Source organism: Pararhizobium sp. IMCC21322, assembly GCF_030758295.1.
Taxonomy (GTDB): Bacteria; Pseudomonadota; Alphaproteobacteria; order Rhizobiales.
This window is the reverse complement of the sequence record NZ_CP132335.1, coordinates 2,502,879-2,522,552: the sequence shown is the minus strand read 5'-3', so window position 1 is coordinate 2,522,552 and position 19,674 is coordinate 2,502,879. Positions and strand designations below refer to the sequence as shown.

The following is a 19,674-nucleotide window of genomic DNA, read 5'->3' as shown; positions in this document are numbered from 1 at the left end:
CTGAGACGGCCTGAATTCATTGCATTCGGGTCGGTTAGTCGTCCGAACGCTCTGGTGGGACGAGCCCTTCCAGTCCAGCCAGAAGATCGTCTTCGGACATCTGATCGAATGTGACATCCGGCTGATCACCAGGAGCCGTTGCAGCGGTGTGCTCCAGAAGTGGGACAGTTGCAGATTCAGGTTCATCAACCTCAACATATTTCTGCAGAGAATGGATCAGTTCTTCATTCAAATCATCCGGTGAAATGGTCTCGTCTGCGATTTCACGCAGCGACACAACCGGATTTTTATCGTTGTCGCGATCAACTGTCAGCTCAGAACCGGTTGAAATCATCCGCGCGCGATGGGCTGCCAAAAGCACCAGATTGAAACGGTTTTCGACCTTGTCGACGCAATCCTCAACGGTTACGCGTGCCATATCAGTCTCCTTGTATGGGAATTTGCCGTGGATATACGCGCCATCCTTCGCAATTGCAAGGATTCTTGCGGGAAATCAAGCGTCTGTGATCACTTAAAGTTTCTGCTCTGCAGGCATTATAAAAACGCTGGCTCCCGGGCTTATCCCAGTGACGTTGGACCCGATGATATCGGGATTTTGGTCAATGTCAGAATTCGGGCGTTGCGAACAATCGAGAGCGAAGGCTGTTTCCATCAAATTTCTTGCAAGCCAGCAGGCCCGATAGTATCTCTCAACACTCTTCACGGTGTGAGTTTTTTGAATTTTCATCTCACTCGGCGATGATCTTTTACTATCGAGGACCTGTTTATGTTTGAGTCGAAAGAGCGGATTGCTCTGTTTATCGACGGCGCCAATCTGTATGCCGCAGGCAAAGCGCTGGGCTTTGATATTGACTACAGGCGCCTTTTAAAGCGGTTTCAGACCGATGCCTATCTTCTGAGAGCCTATTATTACACCGCAATTGCTGAGGATCAGGAATATTCATCCATCCGGCCACTCGTTGATTGGCTTGCTTATAATGGCTATTCGGTCGTCACCAAGCCAGCCAAGGAATTCGTTGATGCATCCGGACACCGGAAGATCAAAGGCAATATGGATATCGAACTGGCAGTCGATGCCCTGGAGATTGCCGAGCGTGTTGACCACATTGTTCTGTTCTCCGGGGATGGTGATTTTCGTTCACTTGTGGAAGCGGTCCAGCGTAAAGGCGTGAAGGTAACCGTTGTCTCCACTGTGAACAGCCAACCACCGATGATCGCTGATGAACTTCGCCGTCAGGCTGACCATTTTCTGGAATTGTCCAAACTCATGGAAGAGTTGGGCCGTGCTCCTTCAGAACGACCACCGGCGAAGGTTTTTGACGACGCTGGCGGTGAAAATAATGATGAGGACCAGGTTTAGAAACCGACCGGAATACGAGTTATTTTACAAATGCGTTGCAGAAGAGGGACGCCGCCCAAACCATGAAAAATGAGACAATAACTGCAACGGACCCCGAAACAGAATGCCCCTTCTGTCCACGTCTGGTGGCGTTTCGCGAAAAATGGCGTTCAGAACATCCCGAATGGCACAATGCGCCGGTTTCGACATTCAGCGCACCTGATCCCAGATTATTGGTTCTTGGTCTCGCGCCGGGCATTCGGGGCGCAAATGCTACGGGAAGACCTTTCACAGGCGATTATGCGGGTGATTTACTCTATGCCACTTTGATAAAATTCGGATTTGCCAGCGGGACTTATCAAGCCCGTCCGGATGATGGGCTGAGGCTCATAGATACAGCCATTACAAATGCAGTGCGCTGCGTCCCTCCTGACAACAAGCCAGTTGGTGCCGAGATCAATACGTGCAGGCCATTTCTGCAAAACACATTGCATGCCAATGATTCAATGCAGATTGTCCTGGCACTTGGGCGTATTGCCCATGAGACGTTTCTGCGCACGCTGGGGCTGCGTCTGGCAACGTTTTCGTTCGGGCACGGTGCCATCCATGCACTTCCGGAATGGGAAGGCCGGTCATTTACGCTGGTGGATAGCTATCACTGCTCGCGCTACAATACCAATACCAGGCGGCTGACAACCGACATGTTTGAAAGCGTATTTCAGGACATTCGAAACATGGTTGATGAAACCAACTGAAACGGGCTCTAACTCAAATTTTTCATCAAGCGGCTTTTTTCGCGATTCCAGTCCCGCTGCTTTTCAGTTTCGCGCTTGTCGTGACTTTTCTTGCCCTTCGCCAGCGCCAGTTCCACCTTCACCAGACCACGATCATTGAAATAGGTCTTCAGAGGTACGATGGTCATGCCACCGCGCTGGATGCCACTGAGCATCCGATCAATTTCCCGTCTGCTCATCAGCAATTTTCGGGGGCGCCTTGGCTCGTGATTGTTACGATTGCCTTCAGTGTATTCCGGGATGTGGAAGTTGAACAGAAACAGCTCATCCCCGTCAGGGCCGGCATAAGATTCCTGCAGGTTTGCGCGACCATTGCGCAAAGCCTTGACCTCGGTTCCGACCAGCATAATGCCAGCTTCAACCACATCCCCAATTTCATAGTCGAACCGGGCACGGCGATTGTCGGCAATGATTTGTCGATTTGGCTTTTCAGCCTGTTTGGCACTCACGATAAACTCGCTTACAATTTGGCGTTACAACAGCCCAGCATGTTCCATCGCTGAGCGAACCTCTGCGCGGGTTGAATCGGACGCTGGCACCATCGGCAGACGCAACTCCTCGCCACAGATATTTAAGAGCGACAAGGCGTATTTGCTAGGTGCCGGATTGGGATCGACAAAAAGAGCCTTGTGAAGCGGGTACAATTTGTCCTGCAATTCAAGCGCCGTCGCATACTCTCCAGCAAGACAGGCTTCCTGAAATTTGGCGCACAAAGCAGGCGCAACATTTGAGGCGACAGAAATGCAGCCATGTCCGCCATGGGCCATGTAGCCGATTGCGGACCCGTCTTCGCCCGATAATTGAAGGAATTTGTCACCCATCGCCAAGCGTTGATCACTGACACGGGTAACATTTGCAGTGGCATCTTTGACGCCGACGATGTTAGCGCAATCGTCAAACAGGCGCTGCATGGTTTCCACGGACATGTCCACAACGCTGCGCGGCGGGATGTTATAAATGATGATCGGAATGTCGATTGCGTCATTGACAGCCTTGAAATGCTGATAAAGGCCTTCCTGGCTGGGCTTGTTATAATAGGGCGTTACCACAAGCACAGCGTCCGCACCGGCATGTTGGGCGTGCTGAGCAAAATCAATCGCCTCAACCGTATTGTTCGAGCCGGCTCCAGCAATAATCGGCACCCTGCGATTGGTTATCGCTACGCACTGGGTGACGACGCGCTTGTGCTCTTCATGCGTGAGCGTGGGCGACTCGCCAGTTGTACCGACAGGAACAAGACCATGAGAGCCTTCATCAATTTGCCAGTTCACCAGACGCTCCAGACCCTTTTCGTCCAATGCGCCACCCGACAGAAAGGGAGTAACGAGAGCGGTAAGCGAGCCTTTAAACATGGTCATTTCCGTTGTTAATATCTGCCTTTATACAAGGCCGTTTATCATGATTTCGAAGTGAGCGGGACCATAGAGGGGCCTCTGCATTTCTTCAAGCGATTAGGTTCGGGACCGGTTAAAGAAGGCAGGTCTGTGAAAAACCGTCACAAAGACGACACATCTGGTTACCGAATTGCTGGAAAATTCAAAAAAAAGACCTAATTCTCAGGTTTCAAAGCCTCGGTTAACGATTTATCACCTAAAATGAAATCTGCAGATTCTTTCTCAAAAAAAAGGCCCGTCGCCAATGCATTTCCAAGAGGCTTCTGACCTACCGGGGAACCCGGCTTACAAACGCATGTTTACCAAGCCCCTGACCGTCCCACTGACCGTCATCGCGGTTGTGGGCGCATTCATGCTGACGCCTATTGGTGCGCAAGCAAATGCACCAGCTGATGGTATCGCCAGGCTCATTGAAGGTGCCAAAGTTCCGGTTCCAACGCCCCGTCCCGCAGAAGGGCCCAAAACGCTGATGTCCTTCCTGCCGAAAATGGCGGCAGATATGCCCAACGTGAAGGCGCGTAATGGAAGCTTGAAGACGGCATTGGTGGCTGTTGAGAACAACAAGATTCTTGACGCGCTTGCCTACCGCGCCGCGATGAAAGACCCCGTGGACAAAGCCATTCTGACTTGGCGGCTGATACGAAAGGGTGACCCGCTCATCCCGTACAGCATGATTTCCGAGTTCCAGGCGCAACATCCCGACTTCCCCTTGCAAACGACAATGCAACGGCGTGCTGAAGAAGCGCTGGCCCGGCAGAAAATTGGAAGCAGCATGGTGCTTTCAGTCTACGGAAATTCCGACCCGGTTTCAATTCGTGGCATTATTCAAAAATCAGAAGCGCTTCTGGCTGCAGGACGAAAAGATGAAGCTGCAAAGCTCATAGGCAACCTTTGGCGGACCAGCCGCCTGTCGCGGTCGTATGAGAATGAAATCAAGTCGAAATTCAAATCCGTTTTGCGCAAAAGCGATCATAAGTGGCGTGCGGAAATGCTGCTCTATCGCGAACGGACGTCTGAAGCCGTGCGCATCGCAGGTCTTGTCAGCAAGGATTATCTTAAGCTTGCAAAGGCACGCCAGGCCGTCATTCGTCGATCAAAAGCCGCATCTGCTCTGAAACAGGTTCCCGCGTCGTTGCGTAAGGAACCGAGTTACATTTTCGGCAAGGTCCAACATTTGCGACGCACCAAGAATCCGCGTGATTCTGCTGCACTATTGCAGACCGCGCCAACTGATCCGTTCCTTCTGGTTAATCCTGATGAATGGTGGGTTGAACGCAAACTGGCCTCGCGTGAAATGATGCAGCTTGGCCGCAATCAGCAGGCCTATGACATTGCAGCGGCCCATCGTGGCGGTTCACCTGCAACCATAGCCGATGCAGAATTCCACGCCGGCTGGTTTGCACTTCGGTTTTTGGACAAACCCAAACTGGCGAAGCCGCATTTTGAAAATATTGCACGCATTGCAACCAAACCCAGAAGCATTGCCAGAGCCTATTACTGGATGGGCCGTGCTGATGAAGCCATGGGCAACCGAGCCGAAGCGAAACAGAATTTCCAGCGTGCAGCACGATATCCCACGGTTTTTTATGGCCAACTTGCCAATGAAAAAATTGGAAGCCGTTCCCTGCAACTGGCGGGTAACCCCAAGGTAAGCAGAGATATTCGGAAGCGGCACGAAGCGCGCATTCCCGTCCAGGCAATTGACCGGCTGATGAAGATCGGACGCGATGATCTTGCCGGTACGTTTGCGCGGGCCTTATCGCAAACTCTGAAAGATCCTGCAGAGATTGTTCTGCTCGCGCAGTTTGCTGAAAAAACCAAACAACACCGGCTTGCGCTGCAGATTGGTCGACTGGCAGAAGCTGAAGGTCATCCCCTGCATCTGCTGTCATTCCCGGTGGCGGCCATTCCAGGTAAGACCCGTGTGCCACGCTCAGTTGGCAAGGCGCTGGTCTATTCTATCGCCCGACAAGAAAGTGGCTTCAACCCGAATGCTGTTAGTGGTGCGGGTGCGCGCGGATTGCTGCAACTGATGCCTGCGACCGCCAAGGAAGTTTCTCGTGGACTGAAGCTGAAATATTCCAAGGCCCGGCTGACAAGTGACCCCACCTATAACGCAACACTTGGGGCGGCGTATCTTGAGCAATTGCTGGCGGAATATAACGGATCCATGATTATGACGTTTGCTGGCTACAATGCTGGCGGAAGTCGGGTCCGCCGATGGATCAAGACCTATGGTGATCCACGCAAAATGAACGTCGATGGCATTGTCGACTGGGTGGAGAGCATTCCATTTACCGAGACCCGTTCCTATGTGCAGAAGATCATGGAGAATAATCAGGTCTATCGCGCGAGACTTAGCGAAGGCGGTCTGACCATGAGTACAGATTTGCGTCGGGGCGGCTAGAAGCATGACTGATGAGGTCGAAAGCCCAGCCGAAACCATAGATGGGGCTGATGAGGCCGCAACTCCAGACGTTCCTGCGGCTCCCCCCGGTGCCAGAGATGTCTTCCTGCACGCGCAGGACGGCATCAAACTTCATGCAAGGGTTTATGGAGATGAGCATCAACATACCATTCCCGTGGTGTGTCTGCCCGGTCTGACCCGAAATGGAAAAGACTTTCACGATATCGCCACCTATCTCAGCCAGGTGGCCAATCCTGCGCGGAAAGTGGTTTGCGTTGACTATCGCGGGCGCGGCCTGTCGGGCGCAGATCCGGACTGGCGGAACTATACGATTCTTCAGGAGGCAAACGACCTTCTGACAACGCTTGCTCGACTAAACATTGAGCATGCCCATTTTATCGGAACTTCGCGCGGTGGGCTCATTTTATTCGCGCTTACGGCGATACGACCCGGCATAATGAAGTCTGTTGTCCTGAATGATATTGGCCCGGTTGTGGAAGCCGGCGGATTGGCACGGATCAAATCATATTCAGATAATATGCGACCGCAGAATACGATTGAGGATGCCGCCGCCTATATGCAAACGGTACACAATCAGCAATTTCCAGGTCTTGATTCGGACGGCTGGTTGAAATTGGCGCGTCAATTATATGTGCAAGGCAAAAAGCGTGCTCAACCAGACTATGACAAGAAGCTACTCAAAAGCTTTGACTATCTCGACCTCAGTCAACCCCTGCCCTCTGTGTGGCCGCAATTTGCCGCTTTGAAACATGTGCCAACTTTGGTTTTGCGCGGTGAGCGGTCAGATATTCTGGCAAAGTCTACAGTCGAGGAGATGAAAGAGGTACATCCGGAGATGGTCGCCAAAACCATCAAGGACGAAGGGCATGCACCATTGCTGTGGGACCGCAGCACACAGGATGTAATTCTTGAGCATTGCAACAAGGCGGAAGGCATCGGCTAGACGCCTTCCCTGCTGTCAAAGACAGTAAACGCTTTAACGCTTGTCAGAACGTTTGGAAAACTCTGTATCACCGCCAGATGCCAGAACCTTGGCCTGTTCGATCCATTCTTCCCGTTCAATCCGTCCGGGAAAGGATAATTCCTTGCCAATCCACTCGGCCTGCTCGGCGCTCCAATTGGCGATCTGGTCAAAGTGATAGACACCAAATGCATTCAGCTTTTTCTCGTTCGCCGGTCCGATGCCTTTTACCCGCTTGAGATCGTCCGCATCGCCATCACGCGGAGCCGACAGACGCTCTGGCTTGTCGGGGTCCGACGAAACAATTGGCTTTGAAGCTGCCTTTGCGGCTTTTTTCTTTTCCTTGGGAACTTCTTTTTTGACGATCGGCTGACTGTCAGAAGCCGAAACTGAATCCTTTGGCTCAGGTTCTGCCTTTGCCTTTGGCACTGCCTTGGGAGCCTTGGCTGGCTCTTTTTCGATTGTCGAAACCGCTTTCGGTTTCGCTGCAACCTCTGGTGCTTTTGCTTGCGGCTGTGGCGTGCTGACGGCAGGCGCCATCACTCGTCTGGATTGCTCCTGTGCGCCACGCCAACGCGCAAACAACCAACCGACCACGAAAAACAGAATGTAGAGTAATAATGCAGGAATGGAGAACATGGCCGCTACTCCTTACCGTCAGCTTTTTGGGGACGCGTGGTCCAGCCAACGCAGTATCCGATCGCTAGCAAGATCAGTGCCAGAATCCAGGTTCCGAATGTAAATCCCATAGCTGCTCAATCCCTTCAACTGTTGAAAGTCCGCAGTTAGCATAGCATCTGAATTCGAAAACTAAAACTCAAATGAAATTCGCTTGCAATCTAAGGTGCGGACCCTTGATTTTCGTGATGAATGCCAGATTCACAGGGATCCGCAGCCCTTATGACATAAGCTCTTGTCTGACGGCGTGCCCTAACTGGAACCTTCCGATTCCAAATCTGGAATAATTTGGGTTGCCCATGAGATAAAGAAGGGGTTTGCGAAAGGGGCATCATGGGTCTGATTCTGTTTGCCATAGGTAAAGACAGACCCGTCTGAACAGGTTGTCAGGCCGCCTGCCGCGCGCAATACCGCATCTCCTGCGGCAGTGTCCCATTCCATGGTGCGGCCAAATCTAGGGTAGATATCGGCGTCTCCCTTGGCCAGCAGGCAGAATTTAAGGGACGAACCAACTGACACACATTCGGTAATATTGTGGGTTTCCAGAAACGCATCGGTTTCCGGCGTTCTGTGGGATCTGCTGGCAACGGCCACTTCGGCTTTGGTCTTGCCGCTCACTTGCAGTGCAACGCGTTCGCCAGGACCTTCCTGCGCTATTTCAAGATAGCTTGCAGTGTTACCAAATCCTGAGAACAGTTCGCCACGCACCGGTGCATAGACCGTACCAGCAATCGGGCAGCCATCTTCAATAAGAGCGATGTTGACAGTGAAGTCCGAGCGCTGATTGATGAATTCTCTGGTGCCGTCCAGGGGATCTACCAAAAAGAAACGCCGTCCCAACGCTTCCGGCATGTGGCCTGCGCAGATTTCTTCTTCCGCAACGACAGGAATATCAGGATAGGTCGCACGCAATCCGGCAAGAATAATCGCTTCAGCTGCGTGATCTGCGGCTGTGACCGGGGATTCATCATCCTTGATCATTGTCTCGCAGCCATTTTCGTAAAACGGCATGATCACAGAGCCAGCTTTGATTGCCAGTTCTTCAAAATGTGCGACCATGGGTGCCAGAACTGCTTCCGACAGTTTTTCAGACTGCGAATTGTCCATCACAAAATCCCTTTTGCCCGCAATGCGTCTTCCAGAACATCCAGCAATTCCTCCGGGGACGTGCCCGATGTCTGCAAATGAATGTCCGGTTCCGTCGGTGCCTCATACGGCGAATCAACGCCGGTGAAATTCTTGATTTCCCCCCTCAAGGCTTTTGCATAAAGCCCCTTGGGATCGCGCTTTGCACAATCCTCAAACGGAGTGTCGACAAAAATCTCAACGAACTCACCTTCGTCCAGCATATCGCGCACCAGTTGGCGTTCAGCGCGGAATGGCGAAATGAAAGACACCAGTGTGATGAGGCCGGCCTCGACCATAAGTTTGGAAACCTCGCCAACGCGGCGAATGTTTTCCACCCTGTCTTCATCGGTAAAGCCGAGATCGCGGTTGAGACCGTGACGCACATTGTCCCCGTCCAGAATGCTGCTGTGCCGCCCTTCAGCCAGAAGCTTCTTTTCAAGAAGGTTGGCAATGGTGGATTTGCCAGAGCCTGACAGGCCGGTGAACCAGAGAACGGCAGCTTTCTGTCCCTTTTGGTCAGCTCGGGTTTTCTTGTCCACATCTATGGCTTGCCAGTGGACGTTGGATGCCCTGCGCAGTGCGTGTACGATCATGCCTGCCCCGACTGTTGCGTTGGTCAGGCGGTCAATCAGAATGAATGCGCCAGTCGCGCGGTTGGCAGAATATGGGTCAAATGCAATGGGGGATTGGGCCGACAGATGACAATAGCCAACTTCGTTCAATTCCAGGCTTTTGGCCGCCTCATGGGCAAAGCTGTTCACATCAATACGGTGGCGCAGATCGTTTATTGAAACCGTGGCGCGATCTGTTTCGGTGCGCAGAATGAATTGTCGTCCGGGCAGCATCGCCTCTTCTGAAAACCAGACGATATTAGCTGCAAACTGATCAGCGACCTCTGGCCGATCCTCTGGCGCAACCAGCATATTGCCGCGAGACACCTCAATTTCATCTTCCAGCACAAGCGTAACTGCCTGCCCTTCAACGGCCTTATCAAGATCACCATCCATTGTGACGATGCGCTTGACGGTGCTGGGCTTACCGGATTTGGCAACCACAACCGGATCACCCGGCTTCACAGTGCCGGCCGCCAGCGTTCCTGCAAAACCACGAAAATTCAAATCGGGACGCAACACATATTGCACCGGGAACCGGAACGGGCTGTCCAGGCGCTCATCTTCAAATTCCACGGTCTCAAGATGCCCGAGCAGCGTTGGGCCATTATACCACTCCATATTCGGAGACGGTGCCGTGACATTGTCACCAAAACGCGCGGACAGAGGGATGGGCGTAATGCTGGCAAAGCCCATATCTGCCGACATGGCTCTGAAATCCGCGTCAATTTTTTCAAAAATCGAGCGGTCATAATTGACCAGATCGATTTTGTTGATGGCGACAATGATGTGCCGAATGCCCAGCAGTGACGCAATGAAAGTGTGTCGACGTGTTTGTGTCAAAAGCCCTTTGCGCGCATCGACCAGGACCACAGCCAGATCCGCGGTTGAAGCTCCAGTCGCCATATTTCTCGTATATTGTTCATGGCCGGGGGTATCGGCGACGATGAATTTGCGGCGTGATGTGGAGAAGAACCGATAGGCGACATCAATTGTGATGCCCTGCTCGCGCTCGGCTTCCAGCCCATCAACCAAAAGCGCGAGATCAATATCCTCACCGACTGTGCCCCATTTGCGACTTTCGTTTTCAAGCGCCGCCAGCTGGTCCTCATAGATAAGCTTGGTATCGAAGAGCAAACGGCCAATCAGAGTGGATTTTCCATCATCGACGGAGCCGCAGGTGAGAAACCGCAAGAGGGTTTTCTGTTCCTGTTCAGCCAGAAAGGATTTCAGCGCTGCAGGTGAATCAAGAGTGTTCATCAGAAATACCCCTCGCGCTTCTTCTTCTCCATCGAGCCTGCTTCATCCCGGTCGATCAATCGGCCCTGTCGCTCGGATGTGCGGGCGACCAGCATTTCGCTGACAATGGCTTCCAACGTATCTGCGTTTGATTCAATGGCGGCAGTCAGCGGATAACAGCCAAGTGTGCGGAAGCGCACCATCTGGTCACTGGTCGCCTCCCCCGGGTTCAGCTTCATGCGATCATCATCTTTCATGATCAGCATGCCGTCACGTTCGACCACCGGGCGCTTTTTGGCAAAGTAGAGCGGCACGATGGGAATATCTTCCAGCAAAATATACTGCCAGATATCCAACTCGGTCCAGTTTGATATGGGAAAGACGCGAATGGACTCGCCCTTGGCAACCCGTGTGTTGAAAATCTTCCACATTTCCGGGCGTTGATTTTTCGGGTCCCAACCATGCTGTGCATCACGGAAGGAAAAAATGCGCTCCTTGGCGCGACTTTTCTCTTCATCCCTGCGCGCACCGCCAAAAGCGGCATCAAAGCCGTATTTATCCAGCGCCTGACGCAGAGAGGCCGTCTTCATAATATGGGTGTGCGTATTAGAGCCATGGTCAAACGGGTTGATGCCTTGGGCCACCCCCTCCTGATTGATATGCACAATCAGATCAATGCCGAGGCGTTTTGCGGTGTCATCGCGAAACTGGATCATTTCCTGGAATTTCCAGGTGGTATCCACATGCAGGAATGGAAATGGTGGTTTGGCCGGATAAAACGCTTTTATGGCGAGATGCAGCAGGACGGAGGAATCCTTGCCGATTGAATAGAGCATTACCGGTTTTTCGAACGAGGCAGCGACCTCGCGAAAAATGTGAATAGCCTCGGCTTCGAGGCGTTTGAGATGAGACAGTTGCTGGGACATTTGACCACGCTTTTTAGGTTTAACGCTGAAATAGCAAGTGTGGAGAGGGTTTGCCAGATATGTATTTCTATTGTCGGCATAATTTGGGGAAATTGAGGCGGGAAAATGTGTGTGTTGAGACTATCTGAAACATCAGTTCTGTCTCAACTACCAACCACAAGTCATAAATGCTGAAGCATGTGTTCGTTCAGTGCGAAGCGGGCTTCAACGCTCAAAAGTTCCGCTGAACGCGCATTTTGACTTCCCAATTATCGTCGTCGCCATCATTCAGTTCGCGGCCCAGAATAGTGTCGTCATAGTCAAACCCTTCATACATCGCGCCAAAGCGAATACGAAGTTCCCGCGTAGGCTGATAGAATAATGTCGCGCCCAACTGCCAGACTTCCGCCTGGTCGACAAAGTCGTGGAACGAAGCTGTGGTTTCCAAAGATACGGTTTTTGTCAGTCTCTGGTTCAACCCGGCAAGAACATACCATCCATTGAGTGTTTCATCGATCTGTGTGGATGTATCTCTGAGTTGCGCTTCGTAAAAATCATTGCCGCCGACATAATGCATGGCACCATCGGCGTAGGCTGCAACAAACTTGAACCGCGTTTGCCGATTGGGCCTGAACTCGGCTCCCGCCTGCGCTGCAAAACCAAAATCTTCAAAAACACCTGCATCGGCATTTGCCCTGATCTGATGGACTGCGCCGGATATCTGGGCGCTTCCCCAAGCCTGGGAAATGCGAAGGCTGGCAACGACATCCGGTATTTTCATGCCGGCGTAGGGTACATTTTTGGAAAAGCCTGTGCCTGCGCTTGTCTGAGCGATATTTGCTTCTCGATTGCGTCCGTCCTCAACACCCAGGCTAAGGCGTATGTCATCACCGAAGGGCGCAAAAAAGGTGAACTGGTTCAGCGCTTCGTCGGCGTAATAGCCGTCATACATGCCGTAACCACCACTAAAATCGTATTGAGATCGCTATCCACCCTTGTGTGTATCATTCTCCCCCGGATTTCAGGCTCTCCTAGCAGAAAAGATTGGTGGGATTGGGTCCTACCAACGCCAAGGGCATCAAGCCTTTCCGGATATGAACAAGCGGTAAACGGGTATGGTTAACAATTTGGAAACTTTTGTAGACCGTGGCTTGTTTTTCCAACAAGACGGCTATTGTGCTTGAAACTAAGCTGTGCAAATTGGAACCACTTCGAAGAAAGGTTCATTTTATACGGAGGCGCCATTTACGGACGATATAGGGTGTGCTGAAACTGATGTAATGATGACTACTGAAGACATGCGGAAGATTCAGCATTACCTATACAAAACCTGAGTATGATTTTAAGATTTGGGCTTCGATCCGGATAAAAGGCCGCAAGAACATTGCTACAGAAAAACCCAACATCTAAAAACGACTCTGAATTGGCGGAAATTATTTCGCGCCTTGAAGACAGAATTGTTTTACGGCCAAACGAACTGCAACCAGTTGTCAATTTACTCAAATTTCTGGATTGCCAATCTCCGCACACAACTGGGGATGGCCTTTACTCAAAGTGTCAACAAGAGCTCAATACGCATTTCCTTGAAATAGACATCAACTATGAAAGCTTGACACCGACCCGTCTCATAAAATTGGTCAACGAATGTCGATTCATTTTAAGTAAATTTGACGTTAATCCAGAAATACCCGTTCCCCAGATATTTGAAGGAAAAACGAATCAGATAAATGATAAAAATACCAACTGCAAAGAATACATTGAATCTTTTTTTAAAACAGATTCAATAAAAAGCACTTGCTTTAGCTGTTATAAAGTACAAATAATTCCCGCGGATGTCGTGTCTTGTATGATGATATACTTCGCGATGAAACAAGTTTCTCTGCCACGTGATAATTTTCGGAAATGTATGATTGAGATACGTGAAAAAGTTCCCAATCCATACAAAGGCTATATTTTTTGCCAATCTGAAGAAGAAGCCGTTATTTGCCTAAATGAAATGAAATCCGTTATAAAAAAACTTGAGATAACAAATGTTATTTGCGGAATTAGTCATGGGTGCTCTGAATATGGATTGAAATATCCTGAGTTTAAATACTCTGAAGATGGATCTCATAGGAATTTTAATCAGCCGAAAGAATGGTCCGACGCGGAAAGTCAAACGGAATTTATCCCACCGAATTCCGCTGTTGAGATATTCGATTTTAGCAATTATGAAGTCACTCTCCGCGATGTTATTTGCTTTGATACCTGGATTAAATATGCAGAAATTATTGGCGATCTTTCTTACCGATGCTTTGACAAACTCCCAAACGAAAGAAAATATAATACTTTTACTAAACGTGTAAGAAAACAAGCGGGTGTAAGACAGGCGCAAATTGCTGAACTTCTGAAGCGTTAATCTGCAGACAACTAAGACGGTCTGCCGGAGGGCTTAACGGAATCTTTGCCTAGCTAAAGTTGCGTTTTATCTGCGGTTTAACTGCCAATTCTCATCAAAAATGATGATATCGCAGGCAGAAGCTCTGACATCTATTTAGAAATTTCGCGGCCTGCGCTTGCACGGCTTCTGATCCCTACCCGGGGCTCATCCAGCATCTCCCATGTAATGATGTTGTAGATGTTGTGGAGCTTCAGAGGACCCTAAAACTCTGACACAGAAAAACTAGTGTGTGGCTCACCGGACAGACTGCGTCGATTCATCTCTTTGAAAGCGCGTTCAAAGTATCGGGCGAATAAGGGCGTATCGAACAAGGGATGGACCTGACTATTTTGATGCAGCTTTTCCTTGATGTGCTGCAGTTTCGCCGGGTCCCTTCCGAGTTGACTGCCCAATTCCACAAATGCATCACCGTTCGTTGTGATCAATTCCTCCAGCCCGCTTGCGCGCAACAGACTGGCCGCAACGCGATCCGAAAAGGTGTTGCCAATGCATGTGATCATGGGAAGGCCGCCCAGAAGCGCATCTCTGCCAATGGTGTGTGCATTGTAGGGAGATGTGTCCAGAAACAGATCGCAGATGGATTGACGTGCAAGGTGCTGTTCCGGACTGACTTTTGGTATGAAAATCAATCTGCTGCCCGACACGCCCCGCTTTTCTGCTTCCAGCTTGAGATTGTTCTTCGCGATTTCCGGCCCATCAAGCAGCACCAGTACACTGCCGGAAACGTTTGACAGTATTTTCATCCAGCGGTTGAAGACAATCGGCGTGATCTTCTGGAAAGTATTGAAACAGCAATAAACCATCGCCGTTTCCGGAATTCCATATTGCTTGCGGCTTATGGTCTGTGCTCCAACTGCCACCCCACCTTCGGCAGGCCAATAGGTGTCTGGCATGTAGCACACCGCTTCAGTGTAGAATCGTTCTTCATCCGCTTTGATGACCGTGTTGTCGCCAATGACGTAATCTATTGAATTTATTCCGGAAGTTCCGGGAAATCCCAGATAACTGACTTGAACCGGTGCGTTTTTTTGAGCGAACATCCTGCCGCGGCTTCTGGCTGTGTGCCCCATCTGATCAATCAGAATGTCCACGCCCAGATGGCGGATGATCTGTCCCGCCTCCGCATCTGATTTTTCACTGAGGTCAATGAATTCATCAAATGCGTTTTTCAGCCGTGTGCGCTCAGCCGAATTGTTTTCGCCGAAAAGATCAAAGCCGATAATTTTGAAACGCGAACGGTCGTGTTGCTCTATCAGCTTGGTGATATTATGGGCCGAAGGATGGCGCCTGTAATTGGCCGACATGTAGCCAACATGGATTTTTTCGTTATTGCAATGGCGCGGCACAGCAAAAACCGAATGCGGCTCTTCCTGGCCAGACTCGTTAATTGTTCTGGCCGCAATCACCGAGGCCCTGAATTCATAATCAAGTGTTCTGGGAAGCAGCAGGCAAATGAACGGATTCGGGCAATTGGGTTCGTCGTTTTCGTTGAACCCGGCCAAAAAGCCAACATCTTCATCAAATCGACCCCAAGCTGCCGCCTGCTGCTGGGCTAAAAACGAGTATGTTCTGACGCGGGCGCTCCGCTCCCCACATGCATCAAGCGCATGAAAGTCTTTCACTGCCCCATCAATGTTATGACGGAGAGACCTTAATCTGCCCCTTTGAAACAATGCCTCGGTATCTGACGGGTTTATTGTCAGAATTTTATCGAGAAGCGACAATGCTTCATCGAACCGATTTTGCTTGAACCGAAGAATTGAAAGCGTGGTTCGATAAGCCTTCTCCGGGACATTATTTGCCTTGAGTTCAGATATCAACGACTCGGCTTTTACCAATTCTCCGGTTGAAACAAGAGCATTTAGAAGGTTGAGGTTTGTTTCTGCGGAACCGTCGCCGTTTTCCCTCAAGCTCTCATAAATTGAAATGGCACGAGCGTTTTCGCCCATTGGAAAGATAGCGGAGGCCAACAGATTCAAATAATCCGGATTTTGCGGTTCCTCTCGCAACAGATCATCGGCCAACTGCCTGGCCCGGGAGAATTCGCCCAATTGACACAATACAGATGCCAGATTGTATCGCACAGAGGCTCTGTCAGGCGCCAGCTTCAGGCAGGCTTCCAAACTGGACAGAGCTTTTTCGAACTCTTTTTTCTCAATATACACAATGGCCTGGTAAAACAGTTCAGCAGGATCAGTCATCTTATTTCCGCGGTCAACAGCGGACATCAGTTTGCCGCAGGGATGGTCATATCAGAATTGGGATTGGATAAAACAGAATGGTAGATTCTGTCCATTATGGCTGCTGCAGCAATGTTCGGTTACGGCACAACCAATACGATACAGGAACCTACTTCGTCACTGAGCCAATTGACTGTGGGTGTATCAGGATCTTGTGGCGCTCATGGTGTTTGGCTGCCAATGCTACAAAAAAGGCCCGGCAGTTTCCCGCCGGGCCTCAATTCTCAGAACTGACTTACGTCAGATCATGATTAGCTTAGAAGTTGCGCTGAATACGCAGTTTAGCTTCCCAGCTGTCTGTATCTGAATCATCGTCGACACCGAGCATTGTATTTGCTTCGACTTCTGTGTCTGTGTACTGACCAGCCAAGCTTACGATGAGGTTTTCAACAACTTCATATTCGATGTTGGCACTGACCTGCCAGAGTTTAGCCTGGTCGTCGAAGTCATGGTAAGCACCAAGGACAGAAACATTCAGAGCGCTGGAGAACGCATGGTTCAAGCTGGCCAACGCGTACCAACCACTCATGGTGTCAGTGATGTTGCCAGTTGTCGCGTCGACAGCAGCTTCATAGTAATCGGATCCACCGATGTAGTGCATTGCACCATCAGCATAAGCACCGACAACTTTAACTTTGGTCATGGAACCGACGTTCAACTCAACGCCAGCCTGAACAGCCCAACCGTAATCTTCGTCAAGAGCACCAATAGCGATGCCTGCACCACCAGTTGACAGGGTAGTGTAAGGTGCGGATGCCGCATATGTGGTGATTGAGCGAATCTGATGCAAAGCACCAGAGATCTGAGCGGAACCCCAGCCCTGTGAAATGCGAAGGCTGGCTACAATCTCAGGAATTTCCATTCCAGCATAAGTTGCATCCTGGCCAAGATTTGCACCAGAAGCGATCGTGTAATTGGTGCTAACTGTAGCTGGAACAACAACCGAGAAGCTGGATGTCACGGTAATAGCAGATGACGCGCCATTGTACTGAGCGATATTCGCACGACGATCACGACCGTCTTCGAGACCCAGTGTCATGGACAGGCCATTGCCGAAAGGCATGATGAAGGTGAACTGGTTGATGCCTTCATCAACATAGAGACCGTCATAAATGCCGTAACCACCACCGAAATCGTAACGGGATGTTTCGCGACCGACCAGGATGTTCTCACCGATTGTGATCCAGGCATCGCCAAGAGCAACATCGCCTTCGTTAGAACCGGAGATAGCGAACTGACCAACCAGCATGCCGACTTCAGTCATGGAAGACGCGTTGACGACCAGCTCGAAATTTGAATTCAGGAAGGATGTGTCAACTGTGTCATCGTCATCGTCATCACGAATACCGATTTCTGTCCGTACACGGCCAGAGAATTTCAGGCATGTTTCTGTGCCTGGGATGTAATGGAAACCAGCGCCGAATGCATCGCATACACGAACGTAATCAACTGGTTCTACGATTGGCAAATCGGCAGCCTGTGCGCCTGTTACGGCGACGAGAGCGGCGGCAGAGCCGAGCAAAATGCTCTTTTTCATAATATGACCTCCAAAGTCATTTCAATTATCGGGCCTGATGTCATGTGGTTCACCAAACTTGGTTTAATGAACCGGGATCAAACCCCCCAATGCTGAGGCGATTTCTTCTGGAAGGCCATGCCGCCGGATGAATCGCCCCTAACGCAATTGGACAATTACGGATCGCGCCGGTTTCATCAACGGTAAAATGGGCATCGAAGCCTGTGTAGAGCGTCTTGGGGTGTGAGTGTTGCATTCTGAACACATATTTGACGGGTATCTTAAGCTTCTGTTCGGATGTGTCACCAGAGTCTTTATAATGTGCGAGCATGAGCGTAGTGGGTGAATGGCGGATTCTCGGTAGATTTTGGCCTCGAAACTCAAATCCGACATTGATTCTGTGGTCAGGCATCCAATTGAAACTCCATCAGTGCCCGGTAGAATCACGTCGGCGTTTATGACTGTAGTCGGCGCTATGGGTCCGCGGAATAAATCCGAGGACGACGGCCATTGGGGCTCGCGGCCAGTTGATCCAAGTCCTGGACGCCATTTGCATGTCTTTAGCCCTGGTCCTTCCGCTCGAGACAGCTCCACCTTATTTTGCCGTGACTTCATCGCAATGCCGCAATAAGAGAAGCGAAGACCCTCAGCAGCAAGATTGCCTCTTTATAGGAGTTTCCATGCAAGTCACTATCATCGGCACCGGCTATGTTGGCCTTGTGTCAGGCATCTGTTTTTCCGAATTTGGTTTCGAAGTTACCTGCGTTGATCTGGATGCCGACAAGATTGACGCATTGAATAGTGGCGTTTTGCCGATTTATGAGCCGGGCCTTGATCGCCTCATGGAACAGAATCGGCAGCGTCTGACGTTTACGACCGATTTTGACTCAGCTGTTGCACAGGCTGATGTGGTGTTTGTTGCTGTTGGTACACCATCGCGGCGGGGGGATGGTGAGGCGGATCTGCAATATGTTCATGCAGCAGCCAAACAGATTGCTCGTTCCATCAAACCGGAGACTGTGATTGTCCTGAAATCAACGGTGGTGGTCGGCACAAATGCGGAGGTGCAGAGGATCATTGAAGCTGAGCGGCCCGGCGTGCCATTTTCCCTCGCCTCCAATCCCGAGTTTTTAAGAGAGGGGTCGGCGATTGAGGATTTCATGCGCCCGGATCGTGTCGTCGTTGGCGTAAGAGACAAACGCGCTGAAAGTGTATTGCAGCAAATATATCGCCCGCTCTATTTAAGAGACGCTCCGATTGTGGTGACAACGCCTGAAAATGCGGAACTGATCAAATATGCAGCCAACGCATTTCTTGCGATGAAAATCACCTTCATTAATGAAGTCGCGGATCTGTGTGAGCAAACCGGTGGCAATGTTCAGGAAGTTGCCAAGGCAATCGGGCTGGATAACAGAATTGGCGGCAAATTCCTGCATGCGGGGCCAGGCTTCGGGGGATCGTGCTTCCCCAAGGACACAAGAGCCTTTGCTGCTACGGGGCGCAAATATGGGGCAGCGCAGAATCTGATTGAATCCGTGGTAAGCGTTAATGAGGCGCGCAAAAAAGCAATGGCTCAGAAAATTCTGGCCGAACTTGGTGACACACCGAGAGGAAAAACTGTTGGTATTCTTGGGCTGGCGTTCAAGCCTAATACAGATGACATGCGCGAAGCGCCCAGTCTTGCGGTTATTCCCGTTCTGGAAGCGGCAGGCGTGGATGTAAAAGCCCACGATCCGCAAGCTATGGGGGAAGCAAAGTCCTTTTTGCCAAATACGCAATTTTGCGACAGTGCAGAAGATGCCATCACCGATGTAGACGTGGCAGTGATCATGACAGAGTGGAACGTCTATCGTGCACTTGATATGCAAACTGTGAAAAAGCTGATGCGCGGCGACGTTGTGATTGATCTGCGAAACATCTATCCGGTCGATGCCGTTGAAGATGCCGGTTTGACTTATGTTTCTGTTGGACGGTCCCGCACAAAATGATAAAACACCCCAA

Annotated in this window: 16 protein-coding genes; 6 read left to right on the top strand and 10 right to left on the bottom strand. The window is 50.6% G+C overall.

The window, feature by feature from the left end:
• Positions 1-34 precede the first annotated feature (34 nt).
• Complete coding sequence (gene rpoZ, locus RAL91_RS11945) at positions 35-418, bottom strand: DNA-directed RNA polymerase subunit omega (RefSeq protein WP_306262542.1); 384 nt, start codon at positions 416-418, stop codon at positions 35-37.
• Positions 419-766: 348 nt separating this feature from the next.
• Between rpoZ and RAL91_RS11940 the strand changes: the two genes are divergently transcribed.
• Entirely contained in the window at positions 767-1,360 is a 594-nt protein-coding gene (locus RAL91_RS11940) for an NYN domain-containing protein (RefSeq protein ID WP_306262540.1), read from the top strand.
• A gap of 62 nt (positions 1,361-1,422) precedes the next feature.
• Entirely contained in the window at positions 1,423-2,094 is a 672-nt protein-coding gene (locus tag RAL91_RS11935; protein WP_306262538.1) for a uracil-DNA glycosylase, read from the top strand.
• An 8-nt stretch (positions 2,095-2,102) separates the two neighbouring features.
• Here RAL91_RS11935 and smpB read toward each other — a convergent pair whose 3' ends face one another.
• Both smpB and dapA read right to left on the bottom strand, forming a co-directional pair.
• Positions 2,103-2,582, bottom strand: coding sequence for an SsrA-binding protein SmpB (gene smpB, locus RAL91_RS11930; RefSeq protein WP_306262536.1), 480 nt, complete (start codon positions 2,580-2,582; stop codon positions 2,103-2,105).
• Between the two features lie 24 nt (positions 2,583-2,606).
• Positions 2,607-3,491, bottom strand: coding sequence for a 4-hydroxy-tetrahydrodipicolinate synthase (dapA, locus tag RAL91_RS11925; protein ID WP_306262534.1), 885 nt, complete (start codon positions 3,489-3,491; stop codon positions 2,607-2,609).
• 280 nt (positions 3,492-3,771) lie between these two features.
• On the opposite strand from dapA, the gene RAL91_RS11920 reads away from it, so the two are divergent.
• The gene (locus RAL91_RS11920; RefSeq protein WP_306262532.1) at positions 3,772-5,934 is read left to right on the top strand and encodes a lytic transglycosylase domain-containing protein; all 2,163 of its coding nucleotides are present in this window, start codon (positions 3,772-3,774) and stop codon (positions 5,932-5,934) included.
• Positions 5,935-5,938: 4 nt separating this feature from the next.
• Entirely contained in the window at positions 5,939-6,898 is a 960-nt protein-coding gene (locus RAL91_RS11915) for an alpha/beta fold hydrolase (RefSeq protein WP_306262530.1), read from the top strand.
• Positions 6,899-6,931: 33 nt separating this feature from the next.
• On the opposite strand, the gene RAL91_RS11910 is transcribed toward RAL91_RS11915, so the two are convergent.
• The 5 genes from RAL91_RS11910 to RAL91_RS11890 form a co-directional block, all read right to left on the bottom strand.
• Positions 6,932-7,555: a hypothetical protein gene (locus tag RAL91_RS11910; protein ID WP_306262528.1), complete on the bottom strand. Its 624-nt coding sequence runs from the start codon at positions 7,553-7,555 to the stop codon at positions 6,932-6,934.
• 291 nt (positions 7,556-7,846) lie between these two features.
• Positions 7,847-8,701 carry a 3'(2'),5'-bisphosphate nucleotidase CysQ gene (cysQ, locus tag RAL91_RS11905; protein ID WP_306262526.1) on the bottom strand — a complete coding sequence of 285 codons (855 nt, stop codon included), beginning with the start codon at positions 8,699-8,701 and terminating at the stop codon, positions 7,847-7,849.
• Complete coding sequence (gene cysN / locus RAL91_RS11900; RefSeq protein WP_306262524.1) at positions 8,701-10,593, bottom strand: sulfate adenylyltransferase subunit CysN; 1,893 nt, start codon at positions 10,591-10,593, stop codon at positions 8,701-8,703. Before cysN ends, cysQ begins: the two co-directional genes overlap by 1 nt.
• On the bottom strand, positions 10,593-11,498 hold the full coding sequence (gene cysD, locus RAL91_RS11895; RefSeq protein WP_306262522.1) for a sulfate adenylyltransferase subunit CysD: 906 nt from the start codon (positions 11,496-11,498) through the stop codon (positions 10,593-10,595). Before cysD ends, cysN begins: the two co-directional genes overlap by 1 nt.
• Positions 11,499-11,709: 211 nt before the next feature.
• The gene (locus RAL91_RS11890; RefSeq protein WP_306262520.1) at positions 11,710-12,429 is read right to left on the bottom strand and encodes a porin; all 720 of its coding nucleotides are present in this window, start codon (positions 12,427-12,429) and stop codon (positions 11,710-11,712) included.
• A gap of 432 nt (positions 12,430-12,861) precedes the next feature.
• Here RAL91_RS11890 and RAL91_RS11885 point away from each other — a divergent pair, with 432 nt between their 5' ends.
• Complete coding sequence (locus RAL91_RS11885; protein WP_306262518.1) at positions 12,862-13,875, top strand: hypothetical protein; 1,014 nt, start codon at positions 12,862-12,864, stop codon at positions 13,873-13,875.
• A 242-nt stretch (positions 13,876-14,117) separates the two neighbouring features.
• On the opposite strand, the gene RAL91_RS11880 is transcribed toward RAL91_RS11885, so the two are convergent.
• Both RAL91_RS11880 and RAL91_RS11875 read right to left on the bottom strand, forming a co-directional pair.
• Positions 14,118-16,118, bottom strand: a complete 2,001-nt coding sequence (locus RAL91_RS11880) for a tetratricopeptide repeat protein (RefSeq protein WP_306262516.1) — start codon at positions 16,116-16,118, stop codon at positions 14,118-14,120.
• A 295-nt stretch (positions 16,119-16,413) separates the two neighbouring features.
• Positions 16,414-17,694, bottom strand: a complete 1,281-nt coding sequence (locus RAL91_RS11875) for a porin (RefSeq protein ID WP_306262514.1) — start codon at positions 17,692-17,694, stop codon at positions 16,414-16,416.
• Positions 17,695-18,353: 659 nt separating this feature from the next.
• On the opposite strand from RAL91_RS11875, the gene RAL91_RS11870 reads away from it, so the two are divergent.
• The gene (locus RAL91_RS11870) at positions 18,354-19,661 is read left to right on the top strand and encodes a UDP-glucose/GDP-mannose dehydrogenase family protein (protein WP_306262512.1); all 1,308 of its coding nucleotides are present in this window, start codon (positions 18,354-18,356) and stop codon (positions 19,659-19,661) included.
• Positions 19,662-19,674 lie beyond the last annotated feature (13 nt).